At 69.8% G+C, this 26689-nt stretch carries 23 protein-coding genes and 2 pseudogenes; 9 read left to right on the top strand and 16 right to left on the bottom strand.

Annotated features, from left to right (window positions below; all coding sequences use genetic code 11):
* The first annotated feature begins 541 nt into the window (after nt 1-541).
* From TR50_RS23975 to TR50_RS42900, 3 genes are read left to right on the top strand one after another with little or no spacing between them, the layout of a single operon-like run.
* A complete protein-coding gene (locus TR50_RS23975) occupies nt 542-1861 on the top strand; it encodes a CHAT domain-containing protein (RefSeq protein ID WP_042425488.1) in 1320 nt (439 codons plus the stop codon).
* A 34-nt stretch (nt 1862-1895) separates the two neighbouring features.
* The gene (locus TR50_RS23970) at nt 1896-2291 is read left to right on the top strand and encodes a hypothetical protein (RefSeq protein ID WP_042425486.1); all 396 of its coding nucleotides are present in this window, start codon (nt 1896-1898) and stop codon (nt 2289-2291) included.
* Between the two features lie 3 nt (nt 2292-2294).
* Nucleotides 2295-3311: a hypothetical protein gene (locus tag TR50_RS42900; protein WP_152648590.1), complete on the top strand. Its 1017-nt coding sequence runs from the start codon at nt 2295-2297 to the stop codon at nt 3309-3311.
* Between the two features lie 88 nt (nt 3312-3399).
* Here TR50_RS42900 and TR50_RS23960 read toward each other — a convergent pair whose 3' ends face one another.
* The 10 genes and pseudogenes from TR50_RS23960 to TR50_RS23915 form a co-directional block, all read right to left on the bottom strand.
* Nucleotides 3400-4482, bottom strand: coding sequence for an integrase core domain-containing protein (locus TR50_RS23960; protein ID WP_042425483.1), 1083 nt, complete (start codon nt 4480-4482; stop codon nt 3400-3402).
* 263 nt (nt 4483-4745) lie between these two features.
* Nucleotides 4746-6194, bottom strand: a complete 1449-nt coding sequence (locus tag TR50_RS23955) for a tetratricopeptide repeat protein (protein ID WP_063775134.1) — start codon at nt 6192-6194, stop codon at nt 4746-4748.
* A 524-nt stretch (nt 6195-6718) separates the two neighbouring features.
* Nucleotides 6719-7084, bottom strand: coding sequence for a hypothetical protein (locus TR50_RS23950; protein ID WP_042425480.1), 366 nt, complete (start codon nt 7082-7084; stop codon nt 6719-6721).
* Nucleotides 7081-7848: pseudogene (locus TR50_RS44530) on the bottom strand (IS5 family transposase); the annotation flags it as partial. The gene TR50_RS23950 and the pseudogene TR50_RS44530, both read right to left, overlap by 4 nt.
* 30 nt (nt 7849-7878) lie before the next feature.
* On the bottom strand, nt 7879-8973 hold the full coding sequence (locus TR50_RS23940; RefSeq protein WP_042425477.1) for an integrase core domain-containing protein: 1095 nt from the start codon (nt 8971-8973) through the stop codon (nt 7879-7881).
* Nucleotides 8974-9336: 363 nt separating this feature from the next.
* Nucleotides 9337-11178 (bottom strand): HAMP domain-containing sensor histidine kinase, encoded by a 1842-nt coding sequence (locus tag TR50_RS23935; protein ID WP_042425472.1) that lies wholly within the window; start codon nt 11176-11178, stop codon nt 9337-9339.
* The gene (locus tag TR50_RS23930) at nt 11175-11855 is read right to left on the bottom strand and encodes a response regulator transcription factor (RefSeq protein ID WP_236654563.1); all 681 of its coding nucleotides are present in this window, start codon (nt 11853-11855) and stop codon (nt 11175-11177) included. The genes TR50_RS23935 and TR50_RS23930 overlap by 4 nt, the downstream gene beginning before the upstream one ends.
* A 152-nt stretch (nt 11856-12007) precedes the next feature.
* Nucleotides 12008-12763: a L,D-transpeptidase family protein gene (locus TR50_RS23925; protein WP_042425465.1), complete on the bottom strand. Its 756-nt coding sequence runs from the start codon at nt 12761-12763 to the stop codon at nt 12008-12010.
* Between the two features lie 91 nt (nt 12764-12854).
* Nucleotides 12855-13259, bottom strand: a complete 405-nt coding sequence (locus TR50_RS23920) for a hypothetical protein (RefSeq protein WP_152648588.1) — start codon at nt 13257-13259, stop codon at nt 12855-12857.
* 428 nt (nt 13260-13687) lie between these two features.
* Nucleotides 13688-14971, bottom strand: coding sequence for an alpha/beta hydrolase (locus TR50_RS23915; RefSeq protein WP_042425459.1), 1284 nt, complete (start codon nt 14969-14971; stop codon nt 13688-13690).
* A 100-nt stretch (nt 14972-15071) separates the two neighbouring features.
* On the opposite strand from TR50_RS23915, the gene TR50_RS49800 reads away from it, so the two are divergent.
* Together TR50_RS49800 and TR50_RS23905 are read left to right on the top strand one after the other, a co-directional pair.
* On the top strand, nt 15072-15530 hold the full coding sequence (locus tag TR50_RS49800; RefSeq protein WP_042425457.1) for a MarR family winged helix-turn-helix transcriptional regulator: 459 nt from the start codon (nt 15072-15074) through the stop codon (nt 15528-15530).
* A 732-nt stretch (nt 15531-16262) separates the two neighbouring features.
* A complete protein-coding gene (locus TR50_RS23905) occupies nt 16263-16688 on the top strand; it encodes a hypothetical protein (protein WP_152648587.1) in 426 nt (141 codons plus the stop codon).
* Between the two features lie 157 nt (nt 16689-16845).
* On the opposite strand, the gene TR50_RS46940 is transcribed toward TR50_RS23905, so the two are convergent.
* Nucleotides 16846-17022: a hypothetical protein gene (locus TR50_RS46940; RefSeq protein WP_160311169.1), complete on the bottom strand. Its 177-nt coding sequence runs from the start codon at nt 17020-17022 to the stop codon at nt 16846-16848.
* A gap of 189 nt (nt 17023-17211) precedes the next feature.
* Here TR50_RS46940 and TR50_RS23900 point away from each other — a divergent pair, with 189 nt between their 5' ends.
* Nucleotides 17212-18369 carry a sensor histidine kinase gene (locus TR50_RS23900; protein WP_042425452.1) on the top strand — a complete coding sequence of 386 codons (1158 nt, stop codon included), beginning with the start codon at nt 17212-17214 and terminating at the stop codon, nt 18367-18369.
* A 42-nt stretch (nt 18370-18411) separates the two neighbouring features.
* On the top strand, nt 18412-19053 hold the full coding sequence (locus TR50_RS23895; protein WP_042425449.1) for a response regulator: 642 nt from the start codon (nt 18412-18414) through the stop codon (nt 19051-19053).
* A 74-nt stretch (nt 19054-19127) separates the two neighbouring features.
* Here the strand turns inward: TR50_RS23895 and TR50_RS23890 are convergent, their stop codons facing one another.
* The gene (locus TR50_RS23890; RefSeq protein WP_084700869.1) at nt 19128-21764 is read right to left on the bottom strand and encodes an FtsX-like permease family protein; all 2637 of its coding nucleotides are present in this window, start codon (nt 21762-21764) and stop codon (nt 19128-19130) included.
* Entirely contained in the window at nt 21761-22534 is a 774-nt protein-coding gene (locus TR50_RS23885) for an ABC transporter ATP-binding protein (RefSeq protein WP_042425447.1), read from the bottom strand. The genes TR50_RS23890 and TR50_RS23885 overlap by 4 nt, the downstream gene beginning before the upstream one ends.
* A 179-nt stretch (nt 22535-22713) precedes the next feature.
* Here TR50_RS23885 and TR50_RS50155 point away from each other — a divergent pair, with 179 nt between their 5' ends.
* Complete coding sequence (locus TR50_RS50155; RefSeq protein WP_369405771.1) at nt 22714-22905, top strand: alkyl sulfatase dimerization domain-containing protein; 192 nt, start codon at nt 22714-22716, stop codon at nt 22903-22905.
* Between the two features lie 508 nt (nt 22906-23413).
* Here the strand turns inward: TR50_RS50155 and TR50_RS49090 are convergent.
* A complete protein-coding gene (locus TR50_RS49090) occupies nt 23414-23566 on the bottom strand; it encodes an integrase core domain-containing protein (protein ID WP_236654567.1) in 153 nt (50 codons plus the stop codon).
* A gap of 323 nt (nt 23567-23889) precedes the next feature.
* Between TR50_RS49090 and TR50_RS23875 the strand changes: the two genes are divergently transcribed.
* Entirely contained in the window at nt 23890-25077 is a 1188-nt protein-coding gene (locus tag TR50_RS23875; protein ID WP_042425445.1) for a hypothetical protein, read from the top strand.
* 163 nt (nt 25078-25240) lie between these two features.
* On the opposite strand, the pseudogene TR50_RS50410 reads toward TR50_RS23875, so the two are convergent.
* Both TR50_RS50410 and TR50_RS23870 read right to left on the bottom strand, forming a co-directional pair.
* A pseudogene (locus TR50_RS50410) lies at nt 25241-25366 on the bottom strand (IS256 family transposase); the annotation flags it as partial.
* Nucleotides 25367-25399: 33 nt separating this feature from the next.
* A complete protein-coding gene (locus tag TR50_RS23870; protein WP_042425439.1) occupies nt 25400-26674 on the bottom strand; it encodes an MFS transporter in 1275 nt (424 codons plus the stop codon).
* Between the last annotated feature and the right edge of the window lie 15 nt (nt 26675-26689).

Here is a 26689-nt window from a genome sequence, read left to right as displayed (position 1 = left end):
TCCCGGCGCAGAACGGCTCGGCAGCCGATCAAGGGCCGAGGTAGCCTGCTCGCCGAGACAACCAACCGCCTTCCAGACCCTCCTGGACCACCTGGCGATCCTCCGATCGAAGTCCTGGCGCACCCTGGGCAGCTGACTCCACCGATCAAGATCACCGACAGAATCGAGCCCAGGCCTTGAGCGGTCACTGGGAGCTGACGCACGGGCCGGTACCCGAGAGAGTCAGACACCGGCGGCCGGCAGTATTCGATCTCGAGTTGGGACATCTGGCCCCGCGCTGCGCGCCCAACTCCACTCTCAATTGGCGGCACTGAGAGAGCATGGTGCCGGAGGCACGCTTCGGGAGAGTTGCTCTGGGGGCTCGGTTCTAATCCTCGGGCCTGCGCGAGTCCCGACCCACCGAAGCGATCCACTCGAGACCGGCCCGCTGGCTTCGGGCTGATTCTGCACAACGCTGCCCACAGCCGTCGCAACTTGTTAGGCTCTCCGCAGCTAAAGGGCTGTAGTCGTTTTGCGTTCCCGTCAGTCAGGCAGGTGCGTGATGGACGATCAACCTGTTTCGGCAGACCCGGATTTGCTCGCGACGATAGATCTCGGGCGCGAGCAGGCAGACCGTCGCCGTGTCGCCAAGGAGGAATTGGACGAGGCGATCGCGGACATCCAGGGGCTACTTGGCCACGAAGGCTTCCTAGGGGCTTCCGGCTTCGCCACGGCGGTGACCGCTTCCGCGAACGTCCCCCTCATCTACATCGCGGCCTCACTTCGGGGCGGGACCGCCTTGTTGGTGCATGGTCCCGTGGTTCTCCCTGTTGACCTGCCGCTGCTGACAGAGGAGGAGGTCAGTGTGCTGGTGGCGGACTACGCCAACGCGAAGACCGAGTGGCAGCGGAACAGGACCGTCGGGCTCGCGCAGTGGCGGGAAAGCCTGGACCGGGTGTGCCGCCGACTGTGGGAGGTGGTCGTCGAGCCCATCCGCGCGGTGGTCGGACCAGCGCGGGCCGTCCTCATACCATGCGGACCGCTCGGGTTGGTTCCGCTCCATGCTGCATGGGCGCCGGTCGCGGGAAGCGATCGGCGCCGCTACCTGCTGGATGACATGACCATCTCCTATGCACCGAGTGCCCATGCGCTGCTCGCCGCCCAGCAGGTACGGGACGCGACGCCCGGACACAGACTGCTCGCCGTGGTCGAGCCGGCCCCGGTCAGCGCGGTCGCGCTGCCCTTGGCTTCGTGTGAAGTGTCCGCTGCGGTTGGCGCCAGTACCGACCCGCTGGTCCGGTGCGGCGAAGACGCGACCGTTGACGAACTGGAACGGCTGCTGCCGCACGTCGACGTCTTGCACTTCGCGGGCCATTGCCACTCGAATGTCCATCGGCCCGTGTCCAGTGGGCTCATCCTGGCCAATGACAAGCGTCTGACACTCGCGCGCGTCTTGGAGATCCCGATGCGGTTGCGGCTGGCGATCTTGTCGGCTTGCGACTCCGGGGTGTTCGGTGAGCGGATGCCCGACGAGGTGATCGCTCTGCCGACAGGGCTGCTGCAGGCGGGCGCCGCCGGCGTAGTGGCCGGCCTATGGGCCCTGGAGGACGGCTCGGCGGCCATGGTACTTGCCGAGTTCCACCGGGTCTGGCGTCGTGAGTACTCCGAACCTGCGGACGCGCTGCGTGCTGCCCAGCGGTGGCTTCGCGACACCACCAACGGGGAGAAGGCTGCGATCTACGAGGCGGCGAGCACCGTGGACGGATGGCTGGCTGCGGAGGCTGCAGACGCCCTGTATGCGAGGGTCGCTTGGGAGGACCCGGACGAGCGCTCGCACGCGCACATCGACTCGTGGGCAGGGATGGTCTTCGTCGGGGTGTGAATCGTGCGGCAGCACAGCGACTGGAGGGGGCGTCATGCAAGATGAGTCGGAAGTACGGGCTGCGGCCAGGGAGATCCTGGCTGAGTTGCCGCGTCTCCTCGATGAGGAGACCGCAGCAACGGTCAGCGCCGGGTTGCGCGAGGCACTCGACCTGGAGGTGACCGCTGAGAGCGCGCGCCGCATTGGCGCCGTGCTTCGGCATCACCGCGCCACACGCGTGTGGATGCAAGCCCGTCTGCGTTCGGCCGGGGCGGCCGAGCCGGCGCTTCGCGATTATCAGGACCTGCCCGGCCCTTCCGCTGGGCTTACCGGGGAGATTTTCGTCTGCTCGGACTGCGGGAGCCGTTGGGTCCGCCCGACGCTGGAAGACCCCGTACAGGCGTGCGAAGATCACATGGTGCCGGTGCCGCGTGTACGACAAGGCGGTTGAGCCGTGATCAGCACCCTGTGGAACGGTGTAGGAGAAGGTGCACTCACGCACTGGGCGGGCCGTCTGTTCACTTCTGCGGCCTTCTTTTGGCTGGCCGGACTGACAGTGCTCTGGTATGCTCGGCACAACGGCGTGATCCACCACCAGGGCTGGGTCCAGGGTCTCACCACGGTCACTCGGCCCTACGCGAAGCTGACACCTCTGGTCGCTGGGCTCCTCCTGGCAGGCTTTCTCTGCCTCATTGGCCTTTCGGCGTTCGCCGCAGAAGTGCTGACGCTGCCGGCGCTGCGTGTTCTGGAGGGTTACGGCTGGCAAGGCCACAGACCGGGCCCGCAGTGGAGCGATCGGCGAGCCGACGCGCGGGTAGAGGCGATGGGCACGTACCAGCGTCTTGTGCTGAAACCTGAGTACGCCGGTGCGCCTCCGCGCACCGCAGCGGAGGACGCCGCGCTGGCCAAGGCGACACGGGTCCTGCGGAGCACGCCGGCGGCCCGCGAATTCGTGCTGCCCACGCGCCTGGGTAACATCCTGCGCTCGGCCGAACGGCGTCCAGTGCGAAAGCACGGCGTTGACGCAGTCTTCTGCTGGCCTCATCTGTGGTTCGTCCTGCCCGCCGACGTGCGCAGCGACATCACGGCCGCGCGTTCGGCGTTGGACCGGGCGGTCAGGGCTTGGATGTGGAGCGTGCTGTTCGTTGTGTGGACGCCATGGGCTTGGTGGGCACCACTCGCCGCCGCGGCGGCAGCCGCCCTGGCGTACATCTCCTGCCTGCGCTCGGCGGCAACGTTCGCGGTGCTGGTCGAGGCCGCATTCGACGTGCACCTGCCTCTTGTGCACTCCGCCGCACGGCTACCGCCCCCGCGCACCGCGGCCGATACCGCGGAGTGCGGGGCGCGCTTGACGCGTTTCCTGTTGATCGGTAGCGAAGACGCCAATCTCCGCTTCGCGGGGGAGGAAGCAGGCAGTTCGGCTCCACCCCACCCTCTGTCGGCCGCACCGACAGCGACGGCGACTCCATGAGCCGGCAGCCGGGCTTCGAGGAGGAGCGCCGCCTCCTTTGCCTGTCCACAACCAGTGCCTGTGGGGCTCGAAAAGTCATCGCCGCAGCTCAAGCCACGTACTGGTACTGGTTGATGACTCCGCCGAGGACACGGGTGCGCAGGAGCTTGCCCGGCGCACCCGCGGACAGGACGAGGGGCTGCTGCGGGGCTTCGGGTGGCCGTTGGTCTCGTGATTGGTGCGGTCGTTGGGCGTTGTAGTACTCCTGGTACTCGGCGAGGACGCGTCGGGCGTGGGCCTCGTTCATGACCAGAACGTGGTCGAGCGCCTCGCGGCGGATCGTGCCGATGACGCGCTCGCAGTGCGCGTTCATCCGCGGCGCCCGGGGTGCGCTGAGCAGCACGTCCATGCCTTCGGCCTCGAAGACGGCGTCGAAGGCATCGGTGTACTTGCTGTCGCGATCGCGCAGCACGAAGCGGAGCGACTCGACGCGGCTGCCGAGGTCGGCGGTGAGGTCGCGGGCCTGCTGGACCGCCCACTGCGCGGTGGGGTGCGCGGTCACACCGGTGATGTGGAGCTTGCGGGTGCCGTGTTTCAGGAACGCCAGGGCGTACAGACGCCTGCCTGTGATGGTGTCGATGTGGAAGAAGTCCGCCGCGACGATCCCCTCGGCCTGGGCGGTGAGGAACTCGCGCCAGCCCGGGCCGGTGCGACGCGGGGCCGGGTCGACGCCGGCCGCGTGCAGGATCTGCCAGACCGTGGAGGGCGCGATCGAATGCCCCAACCGGGCCAGCTCACCCTGGATCCGCCGATGGCCCCACCGCGGGTTCTCCCGCGCGAGTCGCAGTACCAGCTTCTTGAGCGCCGCCGCCGGAGGGCGCCCGGTACGTCGACGTCGGTGGGAGTAGTCCCACCGCTTCGCGATCAGCCTGCGATGCCACGCCAGCAACGTCCCCGGGGTGACCGGGAAGACACGGCGCCAGTCGCAGCGCGGTATCAGCGACGACAGCGCGGCCAACCAGAACCGGTCCGCGGGCTCATAACGGACCCGACCCCCAAGTTGCCGACGCAGCACCGCATTCTCATGCCGCAGCACCAGCAGTTCGGCGTCCTTGGCCGTGTCGCGGCGCAGCAAGACGCCCGGCACGGACAGCAACGCACGGGTGATCCGGTACACCATCGAGATGATCACCCGCGCAGCATCCCAGGGCGCCGGCGAACGCCTCTCACGCGGGCCCCACCTGCAGCGATGACTTTACGAGCCCCACACGTATCGGCTGCACGATCCCGGAGAAGCGGGACCAGATCGCCAACCGCAAGAGGCGTGGCTCCCACGGGGGCCGGCCGCCAAGGTCCGACAAGGCCGACTACCGCCGCTGGCGACCACCCGTCGAACGCGCCGTCGCCGACCGCGCTACCGCGGCATGGTCCGCCGGAACAGCGGGATTGCCCGTCCTAGTCTCCCGCCGACTCATACGCGCAGGCGAGGTTGTCGCGGCTGGCCAGGGTATCGGGGTGGTCCTCGCCGAGCAGCCGCAGCCGCTCGTCGAGGGCCCGCTGATACAGCGCGATCGCCTGCTCCAGGTCCCCCGCCGACTCGTATGCTCTCGCAAGGTCATCGCGGGAGGCGAGGGTATCGGGGTGGTGCTCGCCGAGCACCCGGATCCTGTCGTCGAGGACCTGCTGGAACAGCGGAATCGCCTGCTCCGAGTGCCCCGCGGCGTAGTAGACGACGGCCAGGTTGCAGCGAGAGATCAGGGTGTCGGGGTCGTCCTCGCCGAGCACGCGGCAGGTGTCGCTGAAGATCTGCTGGAACAGCGGGATCGCCTGCTCCGGGTCTCCCGCCGACACGTAGGCGACGGCGAGGTCGTCGCGGGAGGTCCGGGTGTCAGGGTGGTCCTCGCCCAGCACGCGCAGCCGCCCGTCGAGAGCTCGCTGGAACAGCGGGATCGCCTGCCGCGGGTCCCCCGCCGACACGTAAGCGCTGGCGAGGTTCTTGAGGGAGATCAGCGTGCGAGGGTGGTCCTCGCCGAGCACCCGCAGCCGCCCGTCGAGGGCCCTCTCATACAGCGGGATCGCCTGCCCCGGGTTCCCTGCGGCCAGGTAGCTTTCGGCAAGAAGACTGTGGGACATGAGCGTGTAGGGGTGGTCCTCGCCGAGTACCCGGACCCTGTCGTCGAGGGTCTGCTGGAACAGCGGGATCGCCCGCTCCAGGTCCCCCACGGCCAGGTAGCTCTCCGCAAGATTGTTTCGGGCGGTCAGAGTGTCGGGGTGGTCCCCGCCAAGCACCCGCAGCAACTCGTCGAAGGCCCTATGGAACAGCGCGATCGCCCGCTCCAGGTCCCCGGCGGCCTGGTAGCTTTCGGCAAGGATGCTGCCAGAGGTCAGAGTGTCGGGGTGGTCCTCGCCCAGCACCCGCAACCGGCTATCGAGGGTGTGCTGGAACAGCGGGATCGCCCGCCGCAGGTCCCCCACCGCGTAGTAGCTTTGGGCCAAGACGCCAGCGGTGGCCACGGTGTCGGGGTGGTCCTCGCCCAGCACCCGCAACCGGCCGTCGAGGGTGTGCTGGAACAGCGGGATCGCCCGCCCCAAATCCCCGGCCTTCGTGTAGGCGATCGCGAGATTGCTGCGGGAGGACAGGGTTTTGGGGTAGTCCTCGCCGAAGATCCGCAGCCAGCCGCTGAGGGTCCGCTGGAGCAGCGCGATGGCCGTCGATATGTCCCCCGCGTCGCTGTAGGCGATCGCGAGGTCCTCGCAGGCGTCCAGGGTGTAGGGGTGGTCTTCCCCGGACTGCATCAGGAACCGTTCGAACGTCCGCGTGTACCGCGCAAGATCGGAATCGCCGTCCGCGAAAGCGCCACGAGCGACCACCTGCGCATACAGCGAAGCAGGCATCGACAGCATGTCGGAAGCGTCGCTACCGCCTTGATCAGCGAGCGGCTGGCCTAGGTCCGCATCGCGCCCGGACGGTGCGTCTGGACGGGTCGCGCGAAAATCGTCTTCCTTCACTTCTTCCAGCCCTCTTTGGTCCAACAAAGCCCTGGATCCGACCCAAAACCAGTGCCTACCCGGGCACGAGTCGGGTCGCATCGTTGTGAATCGCACCGCCCACTCGCAACGCCCAGCCGTCGCTACTGCCCTGCGTCGCTACTGCCCTGGCCCCTAAGCTCTTCGCCCCATGACGCGCTCGGTCTTCCCGCTTGCCGCTCCCCCGCCCAACGGAGCGTCTGAGGTGCCCGCGCCCGGCGCGGGCACCTCAGTACTTTACTCGCTAGTAGCAGGAGCCTCATCCGCCAGAAGGCCAGGGCCCGCCCCCCGGCCGGGGGGCATGATCCCAGCACGACCACCGATTCCAGTTGTGACGGAGAGTCAAGCCGTGCTGCGCTGAGAGGACGTTAAGTCCGTTTCTGGTATTGGCCGCGTCCGGGTTAGTCGAGTAGTCCCTGACGGACGAGTCGTCCCAGGCGGGAGCGGGTGACGTTGATCGAGGGCTCGTCGGTGGGCAGCTCGAGGAGTTCGTGTAGGTCGCGCACCCGGAAGACCTGCCCGGGATGCTCGTTGAAGGCGGTCACGATGCGTTGGTAGACCGTGGTGTCCTCCGCGGGGGCAGGTTCGTGGTCGGGCGGGGTGAGGCCGTCGATGACCTTGCGGGTCGCGGTGAGCTCGTCCAGGCGGGCCTCCGTCTCGACGAGCCCGGTGGTCAGCCGGTCGATCTGCTCGCGCAGGCTGTCGGCGCGTGCGGCGGTCTCGTCGTGTTCGGCCTGCAGCAGCCGCAGGAGTTCGGTGACGTTCACGCGGCCAGCTCCACCTCGTCGCGCCAGGCGGGACTGGGGCTGGTGAGGCGGCGGAGCATGCCGGCGGTGGAGGCCCAGTAGACGCGGGAGGCGGCGTTGTCGGGCCGGTGGTCGTAGTCGCGGGCGAGGCACCTGGGGAGCATGAGGGTGCCGTTGACCTGCTCGACCACCCACCGCATCGGTTGCGGGACGAAGCCCTTGCCCTGGTCGTCGCGGTTGCGGCGGACCACCTCGACGGTGATGTCGTTCACCGCGCCGTGGATGATCACGGCGTCCTTGAAGCCCTGGTCGACCAGGACCTTCTCCAGGCGCATCCCGCACCGTTCGGCCGCCTGGTCCAGCAGGGCGATGCCGGCCTCGTTGTCGTGCGCGCTCGCGGCCAGGACCACCACGCCGATGGCCAGACCGAGCACGTCGACGGCCAGTCCCCGCTTCCTGCCGGGCGTCTTCTTGTTCACGTCCAGTCCCGTCGTCTCCTTCGGCACACCGGCCGCCACGCGGACCGACTGGGTGTCGATGATGGCCAGGGACGGGTCCTCTAATCGTCTGGTGCGCTCTCGCACCTGGCAGCGCAGGATCTCCTGGATCCGCTGGTCAAGACCGTCCTGGCGCCACAGGGTGAAGTAGTAGAACACCGCCGACCAGGCCGGGAAGTCATGCGGCAGGAGACGTCACTGACAGCCCGTCCGGTACTGGTACAGCAGCGCGTTCACGACCTTGCGCAGGTCGCAAGAGCCCGGGTGACCGGTCGCCGACCGCGACACTGCGCCTGCCGACAACCTCATCCGCGCGGTTCAGGCGGCATGTCGGTACTCGTGGATGACGCCGCCGAGTCGGTCTCTCCGGCGTATGTCCAGGCGGGCGATCTGCCCCGGTTCGAGCGGTTCAGACACGGCGCGTAGTGGGGCCGCCTGGTTCATCCCTTGGTGGGGCCGGTGGGCGTTGTGATGCTGCTCGAACTCGCGTAGCGCCCGGCGCAGGTGGCTTTCGTTCCAGATAAGGGTCCGGTCCAGGAGTTCGTGACGACAGGTCTGCACCCATCGCTCCATGACGGAGTTCATGCGCGGCACTCGGACGCCGGTGAGCACGACCTGGATGCCGGCGGGAGCCAGGATCTGGTCGAAGAGCGCCGGGAACTTCGCGTCCCGGTCCCGGATCGGATACCTGACGGTGGCTCCGGCGTCCTCCAGGTCCATGACCAGGTTCCGTGCCGCTTGCGTGACCCAGCTCGCGGTGGGGTGCGCGGTGGTCCCGAGAATCCGGACGCGACGGGTGGCGTGCTCGATGACGGCCAGGATGTACTGGCGTTGGCCGGTCAGGGTGACCGTCTCGATGAAGTCGCAGGCCAGCAACGCATCGGCCTGAGCACGAAGGAAGTCCGCCCACGTGGTGGCGCTCCGGTCCGGCGCAGGGTCGATGCCCTCGGCCTTGAGGACCTCCCACACCGTCGACGCGGCGATCTTGATGCCGAGCGTGGCCAGTTCGCCGTGGACCCTGCGGTAGCCCCACGACGGGTTCTCGCGCACCAGGCACAGGATCAGGAGCCGGATCGAGCGGACTGTGGGCGGGCGCCCGGGGCGCTTTGGCCGACAGGTACGCGCGTGGCGCCGCCGCATGAGATCACGATGCCACCGCAGCACCGTGTCCGGGCGGACGAGCAACCGCAGCCGACGCAGAAACTCCCGTTGCAGCGGCACCAGCAGAGCGGCGAGGAACGCGCGATCCTCCGGAGAGAACGTCACCTTGTCCCCGCCGAGCTGTCGTTCAAGGACGGCGATCCGGTGACGCAGAACGAGGATCTCCGCGTCCTTCTCGCGGTCGCTCATCGGCAGCAGTCGCAGGGCGGCGAAGGCGTGGGAGACGGCAAGGTAGGCGAAGCGCAGCAACAAAAGTGATCACCTTGCCGTAACCTCAAGCAGCCTCTGACCTGGGCGGACGACATTCTCGGCAGGCGCACAGTCAGATCGTGCACAGCCCCTGTCGAATTCTTCGGACGTGCCCGGCTGTCCGTTCGGGTGATTCCGGACCCTGCGCGCTTCGGGCGGTGGTGGCGGGCGACGCCGTGAGCGACGTCCACGAGCACGCGCGCCGTGGCCGCCCCCAGGTCGCCTACCGGCTAGTCGAACGCGGATCAGTTGCGTTCTGGGGACCGGCGGCGAGGTGCGCACTCAGGGCCTCCCTCCCCCGCGAGCTCGAACGAGCGCAGGTTCGGGTGCAGACAACGCTGACATCTGCACCCCCGTCGGACGTCATCAACTTGAATCCCGGCCCGAGCCCTGCTGCGTCGTCGGCATCCGCAGGGTGAACACCGAGCCGGTGCCCGGCTCGGAGGTCGCCGAGACCGTGCCACCGTGGGCCGCAGTGAGCTGGCGGACGATGGACAGGCCGAGGCCACTGCCACCGGTGCGCCTGCTGCGTGACTTCTCAGCGCGCCAGAACCGGTCGAAGACGTGCGGCAGGTCGCGAGGATCGATGCCGCTGCCCGTGTCGGCCACCTTGAGGACGACGTGGTCGCCGTCGACGTCGCCGGAGAGCGTGATCGTGCCGCCGGCCGAAGTGTGGCGGATCGCGTTGGAGACGAGGTTCCCCAGCGCCTGCCGCATGCGGACCGGGTCGGCGTCCAGCCGCGGGCACCGGTCCGATGTGGTCACCAGGCGCACGCCGGCGGCGCCGGCAGCGATGCGGTGGACCGAGGCGACCTGGGCGAGCAGTTCGTCGACGCGGACCGGTTCGCAGTGCAATCGCAGGGTGCCCGCGTCGGCGGCCGCCAGGTCCTGGAGATCTTCGATGACGCGTTGGAGAACCAGGGCCTCTTCGTGCAGCGAGGCCAGCAGCTCGGGGTCGGGGTCGACGAGGCCGTCGCGGGTCACTTCCAGCCAGCCGCGGATGTTGGTCAGCGGGGTACGCAGTTCGTGGGCGATGTCGCTGACCATCTGCTTGCGCTGCGCTTCCAGGCGTTCGCGGCCTTCGGCGAGCGCGTTGAACGCCTCGGCCAGGATTCCAGTCTCGTCACGCGTCGTGACGGGCACCCGGACATGCCGGTCCGGTGGCTGCTGCGCCGCGTGGGTGAGGGCCCGCAGGGGCCGTACGAGGCGGGTGGCGACCATCGCCGTGACGGCCACGGTGAGCGCGAAGACGAGCGCCGTGACCGCGGCGACCTTGACCTTGTTCGTGGACGACATGTCGAAACTCGACGACGTGCTGCTGCCGTTGCCGAGGAACAGCTCCGCCGCGGGGGCGACGAACGGCGTGAGCTGATCGCGGCGCGCCTCGCTCACGCAGTCGGTCGCCGCTTGCCTCTCCGCCGTGGCGGGCCCGGGTGGGGTGTACTGCGCTGGCGCCTGGACCGGCTGGATGGACGTGGGGACGAAGCGCAACGAGAGGAGCAACAGCGAGGGTGCCAGGTGCCGGCGGGCGAGGCAGGACCGGGCCAGTGTTTCCAGTTCGTCCAGCGCCTTCCTTTCCGTGGTCGTCGGAGTGCCGAGATCCGCATCGGAGCATTCGTCCGGAGCCAGGAAGGGATCGGGTGGCGTGCCGCCCGGCTGGACCAGGAACGGTCGGCCGCTCGGCGTCAGGACGACGCTGGTGTGGATGTTGTCGGCCTGGAAGCACCGCTGCCGCGCCACCACCAGCGTGTGCAGGTGGGCCCGCTCCGCGGGCGTCAGCCGGTACGGTCCAACGGCCCGCGGGTCCACGGCGCTGAGCTGCGCCCCCGGTTCGGAGTAGGTGTCGGTGCGCAGAGGATCCACGGTGGCGACGGCCTGGGCGGGCAGTGAGGTGCCGCGCCGCGCGGAGTCGGCGATCAGCCCGCCGTCGGGCGTCGTCAGCGCGACGCGTCGGCGCAGGCGGACGGAGAGGTCGCGGACGGCGCCGGTGACCCCGGACCAGTTCGGATGGGTGGCCGCGTAGCCGCTCAGGTCCCGCAGGATCTCGGCGTCGTCGGCGAGCGCCTGACCCTGTTCCGCTTGGAGGGCGTGGGTGGTGGTCTGCACGGCCAGCCACGCCGTCGCCGCCACCGACAGCATCGCGATCAGCACGGAGGTGGCCACCAGCCGGACGAGGAGGCGCTTACGCAGGGGTATGCCGCGGCTCACCCACGGGGTCCGCTCAGCTTGTATCCGGCGCCGAACACGGTGAGCAGTCGCACGGGGCGACGCGGGTCGGGTTCGATCTTCTTGCGCAGGTTCATGATGTGCACGTCGATGGCGCGTTCCGTGGCGGCGCGGTCGATGCCGCGCGTGCACTCCAGCAGTTGCCGCCTGGAGAAGACCCGTTCGGGCTCGGCGACCATCGCGAGCAGGATCTCGTACTCGCCGGGCGTGCACTTCACGGGCGAGCCCTCGCAGAGGATCTCGCGTCGTACCGGGTCGACGCTGATGCCCGCGGCCCGGACGACCCGCTGCCCGCCGGAGCTCTGGCGGTCGGTGCGGCGCAGGACCGTGCGGATGCGGGCCATCAGCTCGCGCGGGCTGTACGGCTTGGTCATGTAGTCGTCCGCACCGAGCTCCAGGCCGGCCAGCACGTCGTCCTCGGCGGTGCGGGCGGTGAGCATCAGGACGGGGACGTCGTCGTCGCGGCGCAGCATCCGGCAGACGGCGAAGCCGTCGATCACCGGCAGCATCAGGTCCAGGACGACCAGGTCGGGCCGCTGCCGCCGGACGGCGTCCAGGGCGGCCCGGCCGTCGTGGACCACGGTCGGGGTGTGACCCTCGCTCAGTAGTGAGCGGCGGATCAGTTCGGCCTGCTTCTCGTCGTCCTCTGCGACCAACACGTGCGCACACACCGGGCCGATGCTAGCCGCGCCGGAACGCGGAACAGGAACGGAGCGGGGGCCGGGAGACGCTTCCCACATGCTGACACCTTCCTCACGTCGATACACAGCCTCACGTCCGCGTGCCGGCTCCCGGCGTGACGCACCGCGGTTCACTGGGCCAGGGACGCCGCGTCTCCCATCACGACCACCGGGTGCCGGGCCGGATCCAGGCTCATCAGGAGTGTCTTGATGGCGGACTCCGCCAGGCCGACGCAGCCGTGGGTGGGGCCGCCGTGGTCGACGTGGATCCAGATGCCCCCGCCCCGGCTGGATCCAAGCGGGCGTGCACCGTCAAGCGGTGAGGTGCCGGGGACACGGTTGTAGTCGATGGCGATCACGTAGTCGAAGGAGCCGGCCAGGGGCTCGCCCTCGAAGCCGGTGCCGACGACCGTGAAGTCGCCCGAGTGGTCGTACGGCATCCTGGTCCCGGGGTTGTCCAGCAGTCCTCCCGCGTCGGTGAGGGTGTACACGCCGATGGGCGAGCGCAGGTCACCGGCCAAGTGGTGGTCGGTCCAGCCGTCCAGCGCGTTGTGCGCCGGCCAGTGCCGGCCGGCCTGCCAGCCGGAGGCGGTGCGTGTGTACAACGTCACCGTGGAGTCCGGTGAGTTCCTGCCCCGCCCGCTGACGAGGACGACCTGCCCTGCCGTCGCGGGGATCTCGTCCCGGGTCCTGCGACCGAGACCGGGCAGCTGCCCGGGCGCAGCGTGGGACGCGGTTGCGGACGGCGACGCCGTGGCGGACGAGAAACTGCCCGCCTCGGCGACGACGCCCGGGCGCTGCACCGTCGCGTCGGTGCCCCGCGCGCACCCCGTCAGCAGGAGCGAGGCGACAAGTGCGGCCGCCGGAATACATATGGCCTTGTTCATGTGATCGACCCTGGTGCACAGATGTGAGGGACTTGTCAGACCGCGGCGTATTCACCGGGGCACACGCGACGGCTCCAGCAGGTCGGGGTGGCTACTGCTGATAGATGGAGGACAGGCGCACGGCGCGACCCTGGGAGTCGGTGGTGATCTCGAACGGCGTGTGCGGGTGCCGCTTGACGGCCGCGATCAGCTGATCGAGCGTCATGGCCGAGCCGTGGGAGTTGTCCGTGAGCGGCGCGGAGGCCTCGATGGCGACCGCGGAGGTGACCGTCATCGGCCGGGCAGTGGCGTCCGCGACGAACCGGCTGCCGCCGTTGCAGGTCCAGTGGCCCGGGGTGACCTCTGCCAGCACTCCTCCGTCCTGGCGGTTGAGCTCGTCGACGGTGTAGGTGTGCGGGTAGCGGGCGTTCCAGGAACAGGCGCCCGCCCCGGACGTGGAGGTCGCCCGCGCTGTCGAGGAGCCCTGCGCGGTCTCCGCCGCGGCCGATGCGGGCAAGCCCGCGGACGAGGGCGCGGAGGACGCCGGGGCGGAGGCTGCGATCGGGGCCGCGGTCGCGGCCGACCGGTCGGTGGAGGAGGCGGCTTGGCCGGAACAAGCGGTCAGCGCGAGAGCACCGAGGAGGAGAACCGGGACCGACGGTCGCCGGAGCACGCGTGACGTAATGCGGATCATGAAACTCACTGCCTTCATATCGGAGCCCTGCGAACGAGGGCATGACGGTTTGCGCTCCGGGCGCTGTGGCGGTCGCGGTCGGCACACCGCCCGCAGGAGAGCGGGGGTTCGGCCAGGTCAGGCGTTGTGCGAGACGGGTTCCGACGGAACCGGTACGGCCGCGACCACGGTCCGACCCTGACAGGAACTTGTGAGGAACTTGTCAGGCTTGCGAAGGGGAAGGGAAACGGGAACGTCCGTCCCGCCAGGCATCACGGGCGGGCAACCCGTTCGGCGTTCTGTGCCCGGCGGGCGTCGGTGATGCGGGTGGGGACGGCGCCGAGCCACCAGGTGGGGTCGGCGGTGCCGTCCGTGGTGCGGCCGTCGCTGTGGACGTAGTGGCGCACGTCGCGTCCGGGCTCGCGGAACTCGCCGTTCAGGGCGCGCGCCAGCCACTCCGCGCCGAGGCGGAAGACCTCGGCGGCGGTGCCGCCCAGCGGGTGGAACTCGTTCTCGTAGACGCGCATCTCCTTGGGGGCGCGGATGAGCTCGTAGTTGGCCAGGGCCTGCTCCAACTCGGTGAGTTCGTCGAACTCGCCGATGCCGAACAGGACCGGGCAGGTGATCTCGCGGACGAGGTCGCCGAGCGGCATGCGGGCGACCAGGTCGCGGTCGAAGGCGTCCTCGTCGGTGTAGCCGGCCATGAACATGTAGTTGTTCTTGAAGGTGGGCTGGGCGCGCTCGAAGATGGTCGCGAAGTCGCCGGTGACGGCCTCGAACGCGGCGAGCGCGGCGAGCCGGGCGTCGGTGGCGGCGGCGCGGGAGCCCCAGTAGCCGCTCATGGAGATGCCGAACATGCCGATCCTGGCGGGGTCGACCTCCGGCAGCGAGGCCAGGTGGTCGATGTAGCGGCCGATGGCGCGCTCGTAGTTGGTGAGGTCGACGGTGAGCCCGCCGGCCCGGGTCTCGCCCTGGCCCGGGCCCTCGATGGACAGGGCGACGATGCCGCGTGAGGTGTAGTACCGCTCGGCGGCGTAGATGTAGTCCTCCTTGATCATGTCCATCCCGGGGCCGAGGATGACGGCGGGGGCGCCGGTCACCTCGCCGGCCGGCAGGTGCAGCAGACCGAAGATCTGCCCGCCCTCGAAGTCGAGCACCACGCGGCGGACCCGGTTGCCGCGCAGGGCGCCCAGGCGTTCGACGCAGTGGTTGGCGTGCTCGCGGAAGGCGAGCTTGCGCGGGTCGGCGGCGTCGAAGATCGAGTACTGGGCGCGGCCCCACATCACGGCCGCGCGCACGTAGAGGTCGGCGGCGGTCTGCGCGAACCCGCCGCGCTCGTGGTGCGCGGCGCGCTCCTCGGCCTGCCCGGCCACGGTGGCCCAGGCCTTGGGCAGCATGGCCCCGCTCTGCACGAGCGCGAAGACCTTGTCGAAGTCGGTGTGGTCGTGGCCGAGCTGCTCCAGGGTGCCCTTGGCCTGCGGGTGCAGGGCGTCGAAGCCGCCCTGGGCGAGCGCGATGTCCAGGGCCCAGCTCTGGCCGGTCGAACGGATGGTCATGACAGACGTCCTCCTTCAAGAAATAACTAAGTACTTATCTATTAAGTACTTAGGCTAAGCTGCCTGTCAACTCGCCCACCGCCCCCAGGAGGCACGCCCCATGCCGGAACCGCAGCGCACCCCCACCCACGATCAGGCCCTGGACCAACTCGCCCGCGCCGCATACAGCCTCAGCGCCGCCGACGCCCGCCTGCGCGGACGCGCCACCCGCACCCCCGGCGCGCTCTCCCTCACCCACGCCCGCGCCCTGCGCGTCCTGGCCGAGTCCGGCCCACTGCCGGTCGGCCAACTCGCCGCCGCCACCGAGACCACCGGCGCCGCCACCACCCAACTGGTCAACGGCCTCGCCACCGCCGGCTACGTGACCCGCGAACGCCCCGCGAACGACAAGAGATCAGTCCTGGTCACCCTCACCGACGCCGGCCGGCGCCGCCACCAGGAGCGGCAAGCCATCTTGACCCAGTCGCTCGACACCGCGCTCGCACACCACGACGACGACGCCCTCGCCACCGCAACCGACGTCCTGCGACACCTGGCCGCCATCTACGACCAACTCTGAAACGGGCCGCTCCATTTCACCGTTGCCTGTGGAAATCTCAGGACTCTGTCCCATGGCTCCTCACTTGCTCCGACCCAGTCAGGCGACCAAAGCCACCACTTGTGACGCCGGGGATCACGGCGGGAGCGAGGAGCCGGCCAGCGCCCGCCGTCGAGACAGCACAGCCAGGTAGGAACAGGCCCGCCCGCACGGCGGTCGTTCCAGGTGTGGGCAGCCGCGGCCCGCACAGAGTCTTCGCGGAGCCAGTGGTGAGGGGGGATCACCCGCGGACGGTCTGCGGCCGGTCTTCCGTGGGCCTGGCGGATCCTCAGATAGTTGGTGTGCGCCGCGCCTTCCGCTGAATGGCCCGCGACCCGCGCCGGTGACGGCGGTTGCATGAGAACGGACGCGGACCGCACTCGGCCGAGTCATGCCACGACGTAGATCGGGAGCCACATTGAAGACCACACTCGCGGGGACGACGCTTGCCGCCGTCGGAGGACTGCTGATCGCTGCCCTCACACCCCCGGCCGCCGCGCCTGCCGTGGATCCGCTGAGCGTCGCCTTCGTCGGTGAGCGACCGGTACGTCGACGTCGGTCGGAGGATTCTCACCGCTTCGCGATCAGCCTACGGTGCCACGCCAGAGCGTCCCGCAGTGAGCGGGAAGACACGGCCTCTCGGTGGAAACGGCCTCCGACCTGCGAACACGCAGGTCGGCACGACAGGATTTGAACCTGCGACCCCTTGACCCAGTGTCGCAGCCGCCGCGGCCGCGTGGGCCGCCGGCGGCAATTCGCCTGGCCTGGAATCGGCTTGAGCTCGATCAGTTGGTTGCGGCACCCGGCCGTGTGGTCGTCCGGTGGTCGCAGCATCGACCGAAGCGCGACGACGGGCGGCAGGACGGCTCGGTCGGCCCGGTCCAGGGTGCCGACGGCCTCGCAGGAGGCGTCGTCAACTTCATCAACGACGGCGACTGGCGGTCGACGCCCCTGGGGAGTCGGACTGTCACCGCCGAAATCGTGCTGTCACTGACCCGTGCCTCGGGACTGGTACACGGTTTGATCTTCGCCACGATGGCGTTCGGAACAGTCGCCGTAGTCAGAGCGATCTTCCGGATGGCGAGAAAGCGGCTCGCGCCGCGCGAAGGCGATGGCGATGGCGATGGCGATGGCGAATGATCCAATCGTGACCTCGTGAATAGAGGCCCCGGGATGCCCTATGGGCTCTCGGGGCCTCTTGTGGTTACGGAAAGCTACTTGTCAGGCTGCCGTAGCTCGGGAACAGCGAGTGGATCCACAGACACGCGGAGCGCTGAGCTGGCTCAGAACCGGATCACTAGGAGGCGTCCTTCTCGCCGCGCGTCAGCCACAGGCCGACTCCGCTGACGACGGCGACCACGCCCGACGCCGCCCGGCTGATGATGGCGGTGGCTCCGCTGAGGTCGGAGAAGTTCGTGAAGTAGACGGCCGCGCCGAGAGCGATGACGAGCAGAGTCCAGAGCGTGGCCTTCATACGGTGGTGCCTCCTGTGCTGAAAAGTGATCGGCAGCATTCGTCTGGGGGCTGCCTCCCTTACGTCATCCACTCTGCCCGTGCGCTTGGGCGCACGCATCAGAGCAGTCCCCCCGATCAATGGTGTAGCCCGCTACACCATTGCCCCCCTCGACCCCGCCCCCCGCGAGTGTCGCTTAGCCTGATCCCTATGCGCGAACCGGTCCGTAGAGCGGCAAGGGCTTCGGTCCAGCTACTGGTCGGAGCGGGAGTCAGCGTGGCCTGCTATCTGCTGCTCGGCATGCTAATGGTCACCGCGGTCCTGTCGGTGACCGTGATCGGCGCCGGTCTGCTGCCCGAGGGCGTACTCACGCTGCGCCGGGTCGCCGGCTTCCAGCGCCGCCGTACCTCCAAGTGGACGGGGCAACCGCTGCCGGAGGCATATCTGCCGCTGGCCGGCTCGGTGACAGCGCGGTTGCGGACGGCAGCCAGTGATCCCGGTACGGGGCGCGACCTGTTGTGGATGGCCGCTGACCTCGTCTACGGCATGGCGCTGATGAGTGCGGCGCTGGTGCTGTGGGTGCCCGCGCTGCTGGTCGACGCCGTCTGGTGCGGCGCGGCCGAGAACGACGCGGTACTGCTGCCGGTGATCGGCCGGCTCGCCGACCTGGAGGCGTCCTGGTCGCATCTGCTGCTGCAGCCCTCCCCGGACGCCGGTACGGCCGAGCGGATCGAGCAGCTGACCGTCACCAGGGCGGGAGCGGTGGCCGCCCACGGCGCGGAACTGCGCCGGATCGAGCGGGACCTGCACGACGGGGCGCAGGCGCACCTGGTGGCGCTTTCCATGCGGCTGGGCCTGGCCCGTCGGGCGTACGACTCCGACCCGGCGACCGCGCGACGGCTTCTGGAGGAGGCGCAGGACCAGGCCGAGACGGCCCTGACCGAACTGCGCCACGTCGTGCGCGGCATTCACCCGCCGATCCTGACCGACCGCGGACTGGCGGGAGCCGTCCGCGCGCTGGCGGCGGGCAGCGGGCTGGCCGTCGACGTCGAGACAGGCGGCGTCGAGGACGGGCCGCGCGCGCCCGCGGCGGTCGAGGCGGCGGCGTACTTCGCGGTGGCGGAGGCGCTGACCAATGCCGCCAAGCACAGCGGCTCCGACCAGGCCCGGGTGGAACTGAGCCGGTCGCCCGGGATGCTCCGCATCTCGGTGCGGGACGAGGGGCGCGGCGGGGCCCTGGCGAGTGGTGACGGCTCGGGGCTGCTCGGATTGCGTCGCCGGGTGGCGGCGCTCGACGGGACCGTGGGCATCACCAGCCCGGCGGGAGGCCCTACTGTGATCGCTGTGGAGCTGCCGTGCGCGTGGTGACCACGCAGTTTCAGAGATAGACCGTCTCCGAGGGGAAGCGTCGTGCGGGTAGTGATCGCCGAGGACAACGTCCTGCTGCGGGAGGGGCTGCAACTGCTCCTCTCGTCCTCGGGGCACGAGGTGGTGGGCACGGCCTCCACCGGTCCGGAGGTACTGCCACTGCTGCTGGAGCACCGTCCGGACGTCGCCGTGCTGGACGTCCGGATGCCCCCCGCCTTCCGCGACGAGGGGCTGCGGGCGGCCCTCGCCGCCCGCGAGCAGCTGCCGGACCTGCCGGTCCTGGTCCTGTCCCAGTACGTCGAGGAGACCTACGCCGCCGATCTGCTCAGCGGCGGCGCCCGGGGTGTCGGCTATCTGCTGAAGGACCGGGTGGGCCGGGTCGACGAGTTCCTCGACGCATTGGAGCGGGTGGCGGCGGGCGGTACCGCGCTGGACCCGGAGGTGGTGACTGAACTGATGCAGCGCCGCCGCGACCATCCGCTGGACGGCCTCACCCCCAGGGAGCGCGAGGTCCTGGGCCTGATGGCTCAGGGTCAGGACAACGCGTCGATCGCGAAGGCACTGGTGATCACGGAGCGCTCGGTGCACAAGCACATCAGCAACGTCTTCGCGAAGCTGGGCCTGCCACCGAGCGACACCGGGCACCGCAGGGTGCTGGCCGTCCTCGCCTTCCTCAACTCCTGAGCGCCGGCAATCCCGAGCACCTGCGTTCCTGACCCCCTGTGTTCCTGGGCCCCTGTGCTCCTGAGCCCTCCGGGTCAGGTGGTGCGGCGGCGCAACACCCGGCGGGCCGGGGCGAGTACGCCCGCGACGCCGGTGAGCACCGGGACCGCCACCATCAGACCCAGCTCGGCCGGCGGCAGGTACGGCAGGCTGTGGGCGATGGTCAGGGTGAAGGCCAGCAGGGGGAATGCGGCGACGGCCGCGCCCACCACCAGGCCGGTCGCGGTCACCGCTGCCGCCTCCACCCGCAGCGTCCGGCGCAGTTGTCCCCGGCTCGCGCCGAGGCGGCGCAGGAGTGCCAGTTCGGGACAGCGGCCGACCGTGATCAGTGCGAGTGTGCTGAACACCGCGACGACGGTGAGGGCGGCGATCGCTGCCATCAGCACCGCCGACATGGTGCTGTTCAACTGCGCCCCCTCGACGGCGAGCCGTATCGGCGCGGGGGGTGACTGGACCTGTGCCCCTGCGCCGTGGTCGAGACGCTGGAGCGCGAGCCGGACACCGCCCGGGTCCGTGCCCGGGACCGTTGCCAGCAGGACCTGCTGAGTCGCCGGCGCGGACATGTGCCGAGCCAGTTCGTCCTGCGCCAGCATGAAGTCGCCCAGGGCCAGTGACCGGTCGTAGACCGCAACCACCCGCAGCCGCTGCTGCTGACCGTCGTCGAAGCGCAGTGTCACCGTCGAACCGACCCCGATGTCGAGGGACTTGGCGCGCCCGGCGCCCACCGCCACCGTGCCGGGCTGTCCGAGATCGGTGAGACTGCCGTCGGTCACCCCTGGGTCCAGGGTGCCGGCCAGCCCTTCCGGGGTGACCCCGAGTACGGGCAGCCGGTCCAGCAGCGGGCTGCCCGCCGAGGTGTGCGGCAGGATCACGGTGCCCGGCAGGATGTCCGTGGCCGTCAGGACCCCTGGCACTCTGAGGGTCTGCTGGGCCGTGACGCCTGCGCCCGACACCGAGAGCTCGGCGCGCATCGCCCGAGCGGCCTGCGCGGCCCCCGCGTGGACCATGGTGGAGCCCGCCGAGAACTGGACCGCGGTGAAGGCGATCACCAGCACGATCGGAGTGATCGCCGCGCCCAGTCGGCGGGTGTCCGACGCACAGGCGGCGGCCGCCAGCCTGCCGGACGCTCCCCCGAGACGCCGTATCGGTCCACCCAGGACGAGTAGCGCACCGCGGGCGATCCACGGGCCGAGCAGCGCGCAGGCGGCGACCATGGTCACGGCCGCCGTGCCTGCCGCTGCCGCGGCGGCGTCACTGTTCTGCAGGGTCGCGGCGCCCGCCGCGCTCACTCCGCAGAACAGCAGGACCAGGCCGGTGATCCGCCGAGCGGTCCCCGGTTCCGCGGGGTGCCCGGTCGGTCGGCCGCAGGCGATCGGGACGACCGCGCGCGCGGCACCGACCGTCAGTCCTGCCGTGACCAGGACCGCGGTGAACAGCCACGGCGGGGTGGGCAGTTCGAGGCCGTCCGGCAGCGCCCCCTGGCCCCGTAGCAGGTGCCACAGTCCCAGGAAGGCCGGCACCGCGGCGACCGCGCCGACGAGTGCGGCCCACACTGCGATCCGCGCGACCTCCCTCCCGACCGAGGACCGCAGCTGGCGTGGCGTCATCCCGATCGCGCGCAGCAGGGCCAGTTCACCGGAGCGCTGTTGGAGTGCCTGGGCCACCAGGGAGGACAGAACAAGCAGCGCGATCACGAGAACCAGTCCGGAGACCGTGGCCAGCATCCCCAGCAGCTCGCCCTGGACGGGCGCGGTCGCCAGATACTCGGCATTCCCCCGACCGTCACCCGTCAGCACCCGCAGCGACGAGGAATCCCCGGGAGCCCGCCGGCCCGCACTCATGTCCTGGATACGGGCGGCGTCCAGCGCGTTCCGCACCTCGGTGTACAGCTGCTGAGCCGAGACACCGGAGGCGGGCAGCACCCCGATGGCGTCGACGGAGGCCGGGTGCCCGGCGAGCTCCTGTGCCCGGCCCTGGGTGAAGTAGAGCGCCGGCGGACCGTCCGCGACCCCGACGACCCGGTACCTGCCCTCGGTCGCCGTCGTGACCTCCTGCCCGGTTCGAAGACCGAGGCCGGTACCCGCGACCACCTGGTCGGGCTGCTCCGGGGCCCGGCCGTCACGAAGGCCGTACGGAGCCAACGCGGCGGCAGGCCAGGGCCGTCCGACCACCGCCTGGTCCTGGACCTGGTTGCGGTCCGCTGTTCCCGGGGTCACCGCCCGGCCGTCCGCGCGCACCCCGGGCACGGTGAAGACATCGTCCGCGACCACTGACCCCGCCGCCGCCAGCGAGCGCAACAGGGCGACTGTGCCGATCGGCACACCGACCCTCTCGGTGAGCGCTGCCGTCGCCGTCGCAGGCGGGTCGCCCCAGGGCTTCGACGTGTACTGCGTGGACTGGTTGCCGGTCACCACCACCGGCGCTGCGGCGTACCGGTCCACCGAGGCGTGGCCGAGCGCGGCCGAGCCGATGGCCAGGACCACGCCGCCGAGCAGCGTCGAGACCATAGCAAGCGCCACGAACAGGGACGCCCATGCCCGGCGGTGGGTCTTCAGCGCACGCGAGGCGAGCAGGCGCGTAGCCGCGTAGCCCTCCCGCCACCGCACCCGCGGCCCGTCGACGCGCTTGTCCGCAGCGCGCTTCCCCGACGTGTGCGTCGCTGCCGTGTTCATCGCTGCCTTCCCAGCCCGCGAAGCGCCTGGCGGACGTCGCCGGCCTCCGGATGTGCCAGGCGGCCCGTGATCCTGCCCGAGTCGAGGAAGATCGCCTCATCGGCCCACTGCGCGGCCATGGGGTCGTGGGTGACCAGGACGACCGTCCGGCCTCGCTGATCCACCGCCGAACGCAGCAGCGCCAGGACCTCATCGGCGGTCACCGGGTCGAGCGCGGCCGTCGGCTCGTCAGCGAAGATCACCTCCGGTTCGGTGACCAGAGCCCGCGCGATCGCCACCCGCTGCTGCTGCCCACCGGACAGCCTGGCCGGGATGTCCTGCGCCCGGTCCGCCAACCCGACCGACGCCAGCGCGGCCAGCCCCCGCTCCAGCCGCGCCGATCCCGCCAGCATCAGCGGCAGCAAGATGTTCTCCAGTACCGTCAACGACGGCACCAGGTTCAGGGATTGGAAGACGAAGCCGACCCGGTCCCGCCGCAGCCGACTCAGCGCGGGCTCCTTGAGCCCCGCGAGGTCCGTCCCCCCGAGCCGCACCGTCCCGCTGCTGGGCCGCTCGAGACCAGCCGCGCACTGCAGCAACGTGGACTTACCCGAACCCGACCGACCCATCACGGCGAGAAAGCCGCCACGCGGCACATTCAGGCTCACCTCGTCCAGCGCGAGGGCGGCCTTCCCGTACCTCCGGCTGACCTTGTCGAGAGTCAACACATCCCCCTGCCCGCTCGTGACCACCGGTGCGGGACCGTCGCTCCGCCACTTGATCTGCCCCATAGCTCCTCGCTCGCTCCGTCCCACGTCAGGCGGCCAAAGCCACCACTTATGACGCTAGGGATCGCGGGCACGAGCGAGGAGCCTGCCAGCACCCCCCGTCGAGACAGCACAGGCACGTAGGAACAGGTGGAGCCAGCTCCACCTGCTGGTCCGGCCGCCGGTCGACCACCTGCCGCACCCTGCACACCGACCGCGCCCGCCGGTACGTCGACACCCTCGGCGGCGCCGACGCGCGGGCGGCGGAGGACGACGGCTGGGCCATGGAACTGCTCACCCACCGGGTCCGGATCGACACCTCGGACAAGGAGGCACGCCACCTCGAGGCCGAGGCGATGCGGGCGTGGGGCTTCCGGAAGAAGAAGAACATGTAATGGCGGGCCATGGCCATCGGAGGCGCCAAGGAGCTCGAGGACGCGATCGACTACTCCAAGCTTGACCGAGCTGACGCGAACTGCTGCAGGGCGTTGGGAGCGCCAGCCGGAGGCAGTGAACTTTCCGCGAACCAGAATGGCATGACGGCTTTTCTGGGGGCCAAGGGGTCGCAGGTTCGATCCTGTCGTCCCGACAGGCTTGAAGACCCGTCGGTCTGGAGGGAGACTTCCAGGTCGGCGGGCCTTTGTCGTTGCCGGGCGGGGCTCACTTCAGGAGGCGCAAGTTCCGCTTCGAATCGTCCTTGGGGACCACCTGGGAACCAAACCAGGAGCGCTCTGCGGACCTGTGGCAAGATGTGCACGCAAGGTTTCTGCGGGTGCCGATTAATCATCCGCCCTGCTCAGTTGGCGTGGCGGTACTCGCGCAGCGTCCCGCCGGGTCGGTCTCGCCGACGGACCTGCGAGCGTCGGACCTGGGCCGACACGCTGACCAGCTCGGGCAGTGGTCTCAGCGAAGGGCTTGGTCCAGGCTCCCGTGCGGCCGGTGCTGGTTGTAGAACGTCTCGAACTCCCGTAGTAGCACGTGCAGTAGGTGGCGTTGATCCCAGATCAAGGCGGGATCCAGGAGTTCCCGTCGACAGGTCTGGTTCCAGCGCTCCATGAGCGAGTTCATCCGGGGCACCCGGATGCCCGTGGTGACGACTTGCAGCCCCGGCGTCAGCCAGCAACGTGTCGGATTCGCTATCAGCGTCAATAGGGCGCTGCCTGTGGGAAGGCCTCAGGCTGCGGGGACCGACCCCGGGGGAGCTCGCCGAGATCGACGTGCTCCTCGCCGAGCAGCAGACAGCGCCCATATGGTCGTCAACTCCCTTACGGTGAACGGTTGATGATGGCCTTAATCGGTCTACCGGCAGCGCCTGCGATTCGTCAGACTCGCGGCCTGCGGTCCGCCGTCGGCGGACGCCGAGAGTGGGGGGAACCACCATGAACAAAGCGCAGGCCAAGGCGGCCGTCGCCGCTCTGGCGGCGGTCCAGCCGTCGCTCCTGCCGTCCGACGTGTCCCGGGCGAACACGCTCATCGACACCCCGGATGCCGTCAACCAGTACTACTTCGGCACCTGCGGCATGGCCGCGGTGCTCCGCAGCTACCTGCAGTACGACCTCGACCGGTTCGTGCAGCTGATGCAGGCCGTCTTCGCCGACGCCGACTTCAACGGCATCAAGACCGGCGGCCCGGGGGTGCTGCTGGACAAGTTGCTGAACAAGCGCAACGCGAAGCTCGAACAAGTGAAGCTTGACGCTCCCTCGGAGGTGTTCGACCCCGTGTACGACTTGGACTTCCTGCTCGCCCGCAGCCTGGGCAAGCTGCTGAAGATCCGCTCGCCGCACATGTATCAGGCGCAGAGGCTGTTCTCCGAGGAGATCGCCAAGCTCTTCAACGTGAAGGAACCGTACCTGGACCTCTTCACCATCGACCCCAAGCACGTCACCACCCTCCAAGCAGGGCGGATCGACACCGACCTCAGGTTTGAACTCAGCATCAAGGACTGGATGTTGAAGAACGTCGCGGGCTTCGGCATCGACCTCGACCACGCCACCGTCACGGTCGTCACGCCCGGGTCCGAGTGGGTGCTGGGCTTCGACTACGCCGAACGCAGGCGGGTCCTGCGCGTACGGCTCCAGCCCACCGGGGAGCTCCTGGTGGTCTTGGACGTCCGCATGAGCGAATCGGCCTTCCGCGACGAGGGCGACCTCGGGCTCGACTCCGACGGGCTCAGGACACTCATGCTCCAGGTGGCCGGCGCACCCACCGCCACCATCACGAAGCTCCCCGCCGACAACCCGCGGTCGGCCGTCGACGCGATCAACGCCCAACTGACGGGCGAGAAGCCGTACGCCTACGGGCTCATCCGCAGCTTCGGCGACTGGCACCGGGCGTCCAAGCAGGCCTCGCCCGTCTTCACCAACCCGCCGACCGCGCCGGCCCCGATCTGGGGCCGCCCGTCGCCGGAGGGCGAGCACATCCTCGCCGTCAACGGCGTGATCCGGCGGGAGGGTGGCTCCTACGTCGTACCGGTCTGGTCCTGGCAGGCGTCCTTCGAGGTGAAGATCCCGGTCGCGCGCCTGGCCGGCTACCTGCCGACGGTGGTGCACGGCCGGATCGCCGCCTAGCCAGTCGACACACCGCCCTGCGGCGTTCCCGCCGTCGCCGGGCCGAACCGACCGTTGTCCACGGCTGGCGGCACGGCTGGCGGCCTTCAGTCACTGCCGGACCAGTCCCCGCGCGGGGAAGGTCCGGCAGTGCGGCCGTCAGCCGGTCGGTCATGAGGTGGGCCTCAGTGTGCCTACCCCGCTCGGAACCGATCCTGGTGGTCGCTTCCGCCTCGATCAGCTCCTGCAGGATCCGCTGGGCCAGGGCCCGGATCAGCTCGACTCCGTCGGCCGAGCGCAGTGACTCCATGAGGCGGAGTCGGTCGGACTGGGCCTCTCCCGTTCAGGCTCTCCCCTGTGGGTTGCGGTCCAGTCCGGACGCCATCGGCACCACGAGGACCGAGATCAGGGCGAGGAAGATCCACGGCCAGCAAGGCCCGTACGACAGGAGGGAGGTGAAGAGCAGCGGCGCCGCCGCACCGCCGATCGTCCAGGAGAACTGAAACACCGCCAGATATCGCCCCAGCGCCTGCTCCGACGCCATGGCAACGCTGAGTTCGCCGATGGGCGAGGTCCGAAGGATCTCGGCGGCGGTGAAGACGATCATGGCCAGGACTGCGCCGGCCACGACCGCCCAACCGGGCAGGCCGACGAGCAGCGCGAAGGCGACGAAGGCAACGGCGTTGAGCAGGGTGCCGAGGACGAGCAGGGTGCTGGGCCGGCAGCGAGCCGTCCACCGGGTCGACACGGTCTGCAGGGCTGCGACCAGTGCGCTGTTGATCACTACCAGGACGCCGACGAGCCAAGCGGCACTCCGGAGGTATCCGGTGACGTAGACCGCGAGGAGGACGGTGGGCATCATCGCGGTGAGGACGAACACCAGGTTCACCAGGACCAGCCGAAGGTAGGAGCGGTCGCGCAGCACCGTGAGGTAGCCGAGGTCTGTCTTTGGCGCGTCCGCGCGGGAGGCCGCCGAGCCCTCGGTGGGCTTGCGTCGGGGGCGCCAGGTGCCGATCAGAAAGGCCGCGAGGAGGAAGGTGACTGCGTTGCCGGCCACGACCGCCCTGAGGCCGGCGGAGCTGGCGATGCTGACGGCCAGTGCGGCGCCGACGCCCCCGGTCCCGGCGCCGATGTTGCGCAGGGCTCGAAGGAACGCGAACCACCGGGGCCGTTCGCCGTCCTTCGCGGCCAGCACGACCAGGGCGCTGCTGGAGGTCCAGTAGGCGTTCGCGCCCGCCTGGACCACCAGCGTGGCGAGCACGATCTGCCAGGGGGCCCGCGCCACCAGATAGCTTCCGAAGCCCGCGGCGGAGACGAGGTTCCCGGCCACGACGACCCGGCGTGCACCGTACCGGTCGACGAGCGGGCCGATCAGTGCCGGGGCTGCCATCGCGAGCAGTTGGCCGAGGCTCAACGCCGCACCGACCTCGAGAAGCGACAGCCTGGTGGTACGGGCGAAGTACACCACCACGAACGACATCATCATGCCGTTGCCGAGACTGTCGATCAGGTTGGCGGCGACGAACCGCCCGCTGCCGCGGAGGTCCGGCAGGCCCAGGCGGTCCCCCAGGCCGGGCCGCGGTGAGCAGACGTGTTTCGGGCTGGTGGACGTCGCCATGGCTCGCTTTCCGGT

This window comes from Streptacidiphilus anmyonensis (assembly GCF_000787855.1).
Classification (GTDB): Bacteria; Actinomycetota; Actinomycetes; order Streptomycetales; family Streptomycetaceae; genus Streptacidiphilus; species Streptacidiphilus anmyonensis.
The sequence above is the reverse complement of the archived record's forward strand: the minus strand, read 5'-3'. Positions and strand labels throughout refer to the sequence as shown.

Bases quoted from the DNA above. Each gene is read 5' to 3' on its own strand.
- TR50_RS49800 (WP_042425457.1), top strand. From the start codon at position 15,072: ATGCCGGAACCGCAGCGCACCCCCACCCACGATCAGGCCCTGGACCAA.
- TR50_RS23885 (WP_042425447.1), bottom strand. From the start codon at position 22,534: ATGGGGCAGATCAAGTGGCGGAGCGACGGTCCCGCACCGGTGGTCACG.
- TR50_RS23875 (WP_042425445.1), top strand. From the start codon at position 23,890: ATGAACAAAGCGCAGGCCAAGGCGGCCGTCGCCGCTCTGGCGGCGGTC.
- TR50_RS46940 (WP_160311169.1), bottom strand. From the start codon at position 17,022: ATGAAGGCCACGCTCTGGACTCTGCTCGTCATCGCTCTCGGCGCGGCC.
- TR50_RS23925 (WP_042425465.1), bottom strand. From the start codon at position 12,763: ATGAACAAGGCCATATGTATTCCGGCGGCCGCACTTGTCGCCTCGCTC.
- TR50_RS23975 (WP_042425488.1), top strand. From the start codon at position 542: ATGGACGATCAACCTGTTTCGGCAGACCCGGATTTGCTCGCGACGATA.
- TR50_RS23955 (WP_063775134.1), bottom strand. From the start codon at position 6,194: ATGCTGTCGATGCCTGCTTCGCTGTATGCGCAGGTGGTCGCTCGTGGC.
- TR50_RS23915 (WP_042425459.1), bottom strand. From the start codon at position 14,971: ATGACCATCCGTTCGACCGGCCAGAGCTGGGCCCTGGACATCGCGCTC.
- TR50_RS23970 (WP_042425486.1), top strand. From the start codon at position 1,896: ATGCAAGATGAGTCGGAAGTACGGGCTGCGGCCAGGGAGATCCTGGCT.
- TR50_RS23900 (WP_042425452.1), top strand. From the start codon at position 17,212: ATGCGCGAACCGGTCCGTAGAGCGGCAAGGGCTTCGGTCCAGCTACTG.
- TR50_RS23870 (WP_042425439.1), bottom strand. From the start codon at position 26,674: ATGGCGACGTCCACCAGCCCGAAACACGTCTGCTCACCGCGGCCCGGC.
- TR50_RS49090 (WP_236654567.1), bottom strand. From the start codon at position 23,566: ATGGAGCGCTGGAACCAGACCTGTCGACGGGAACTCCTGGATCCCGCC.
- TR50_RS23890 (WP_084700869.1), bottom strand. From the start codon at position 21,764: ATGAACACGGCAGCGACGCACACGTCGGGGAAGCGCGCTGCGGACAAG.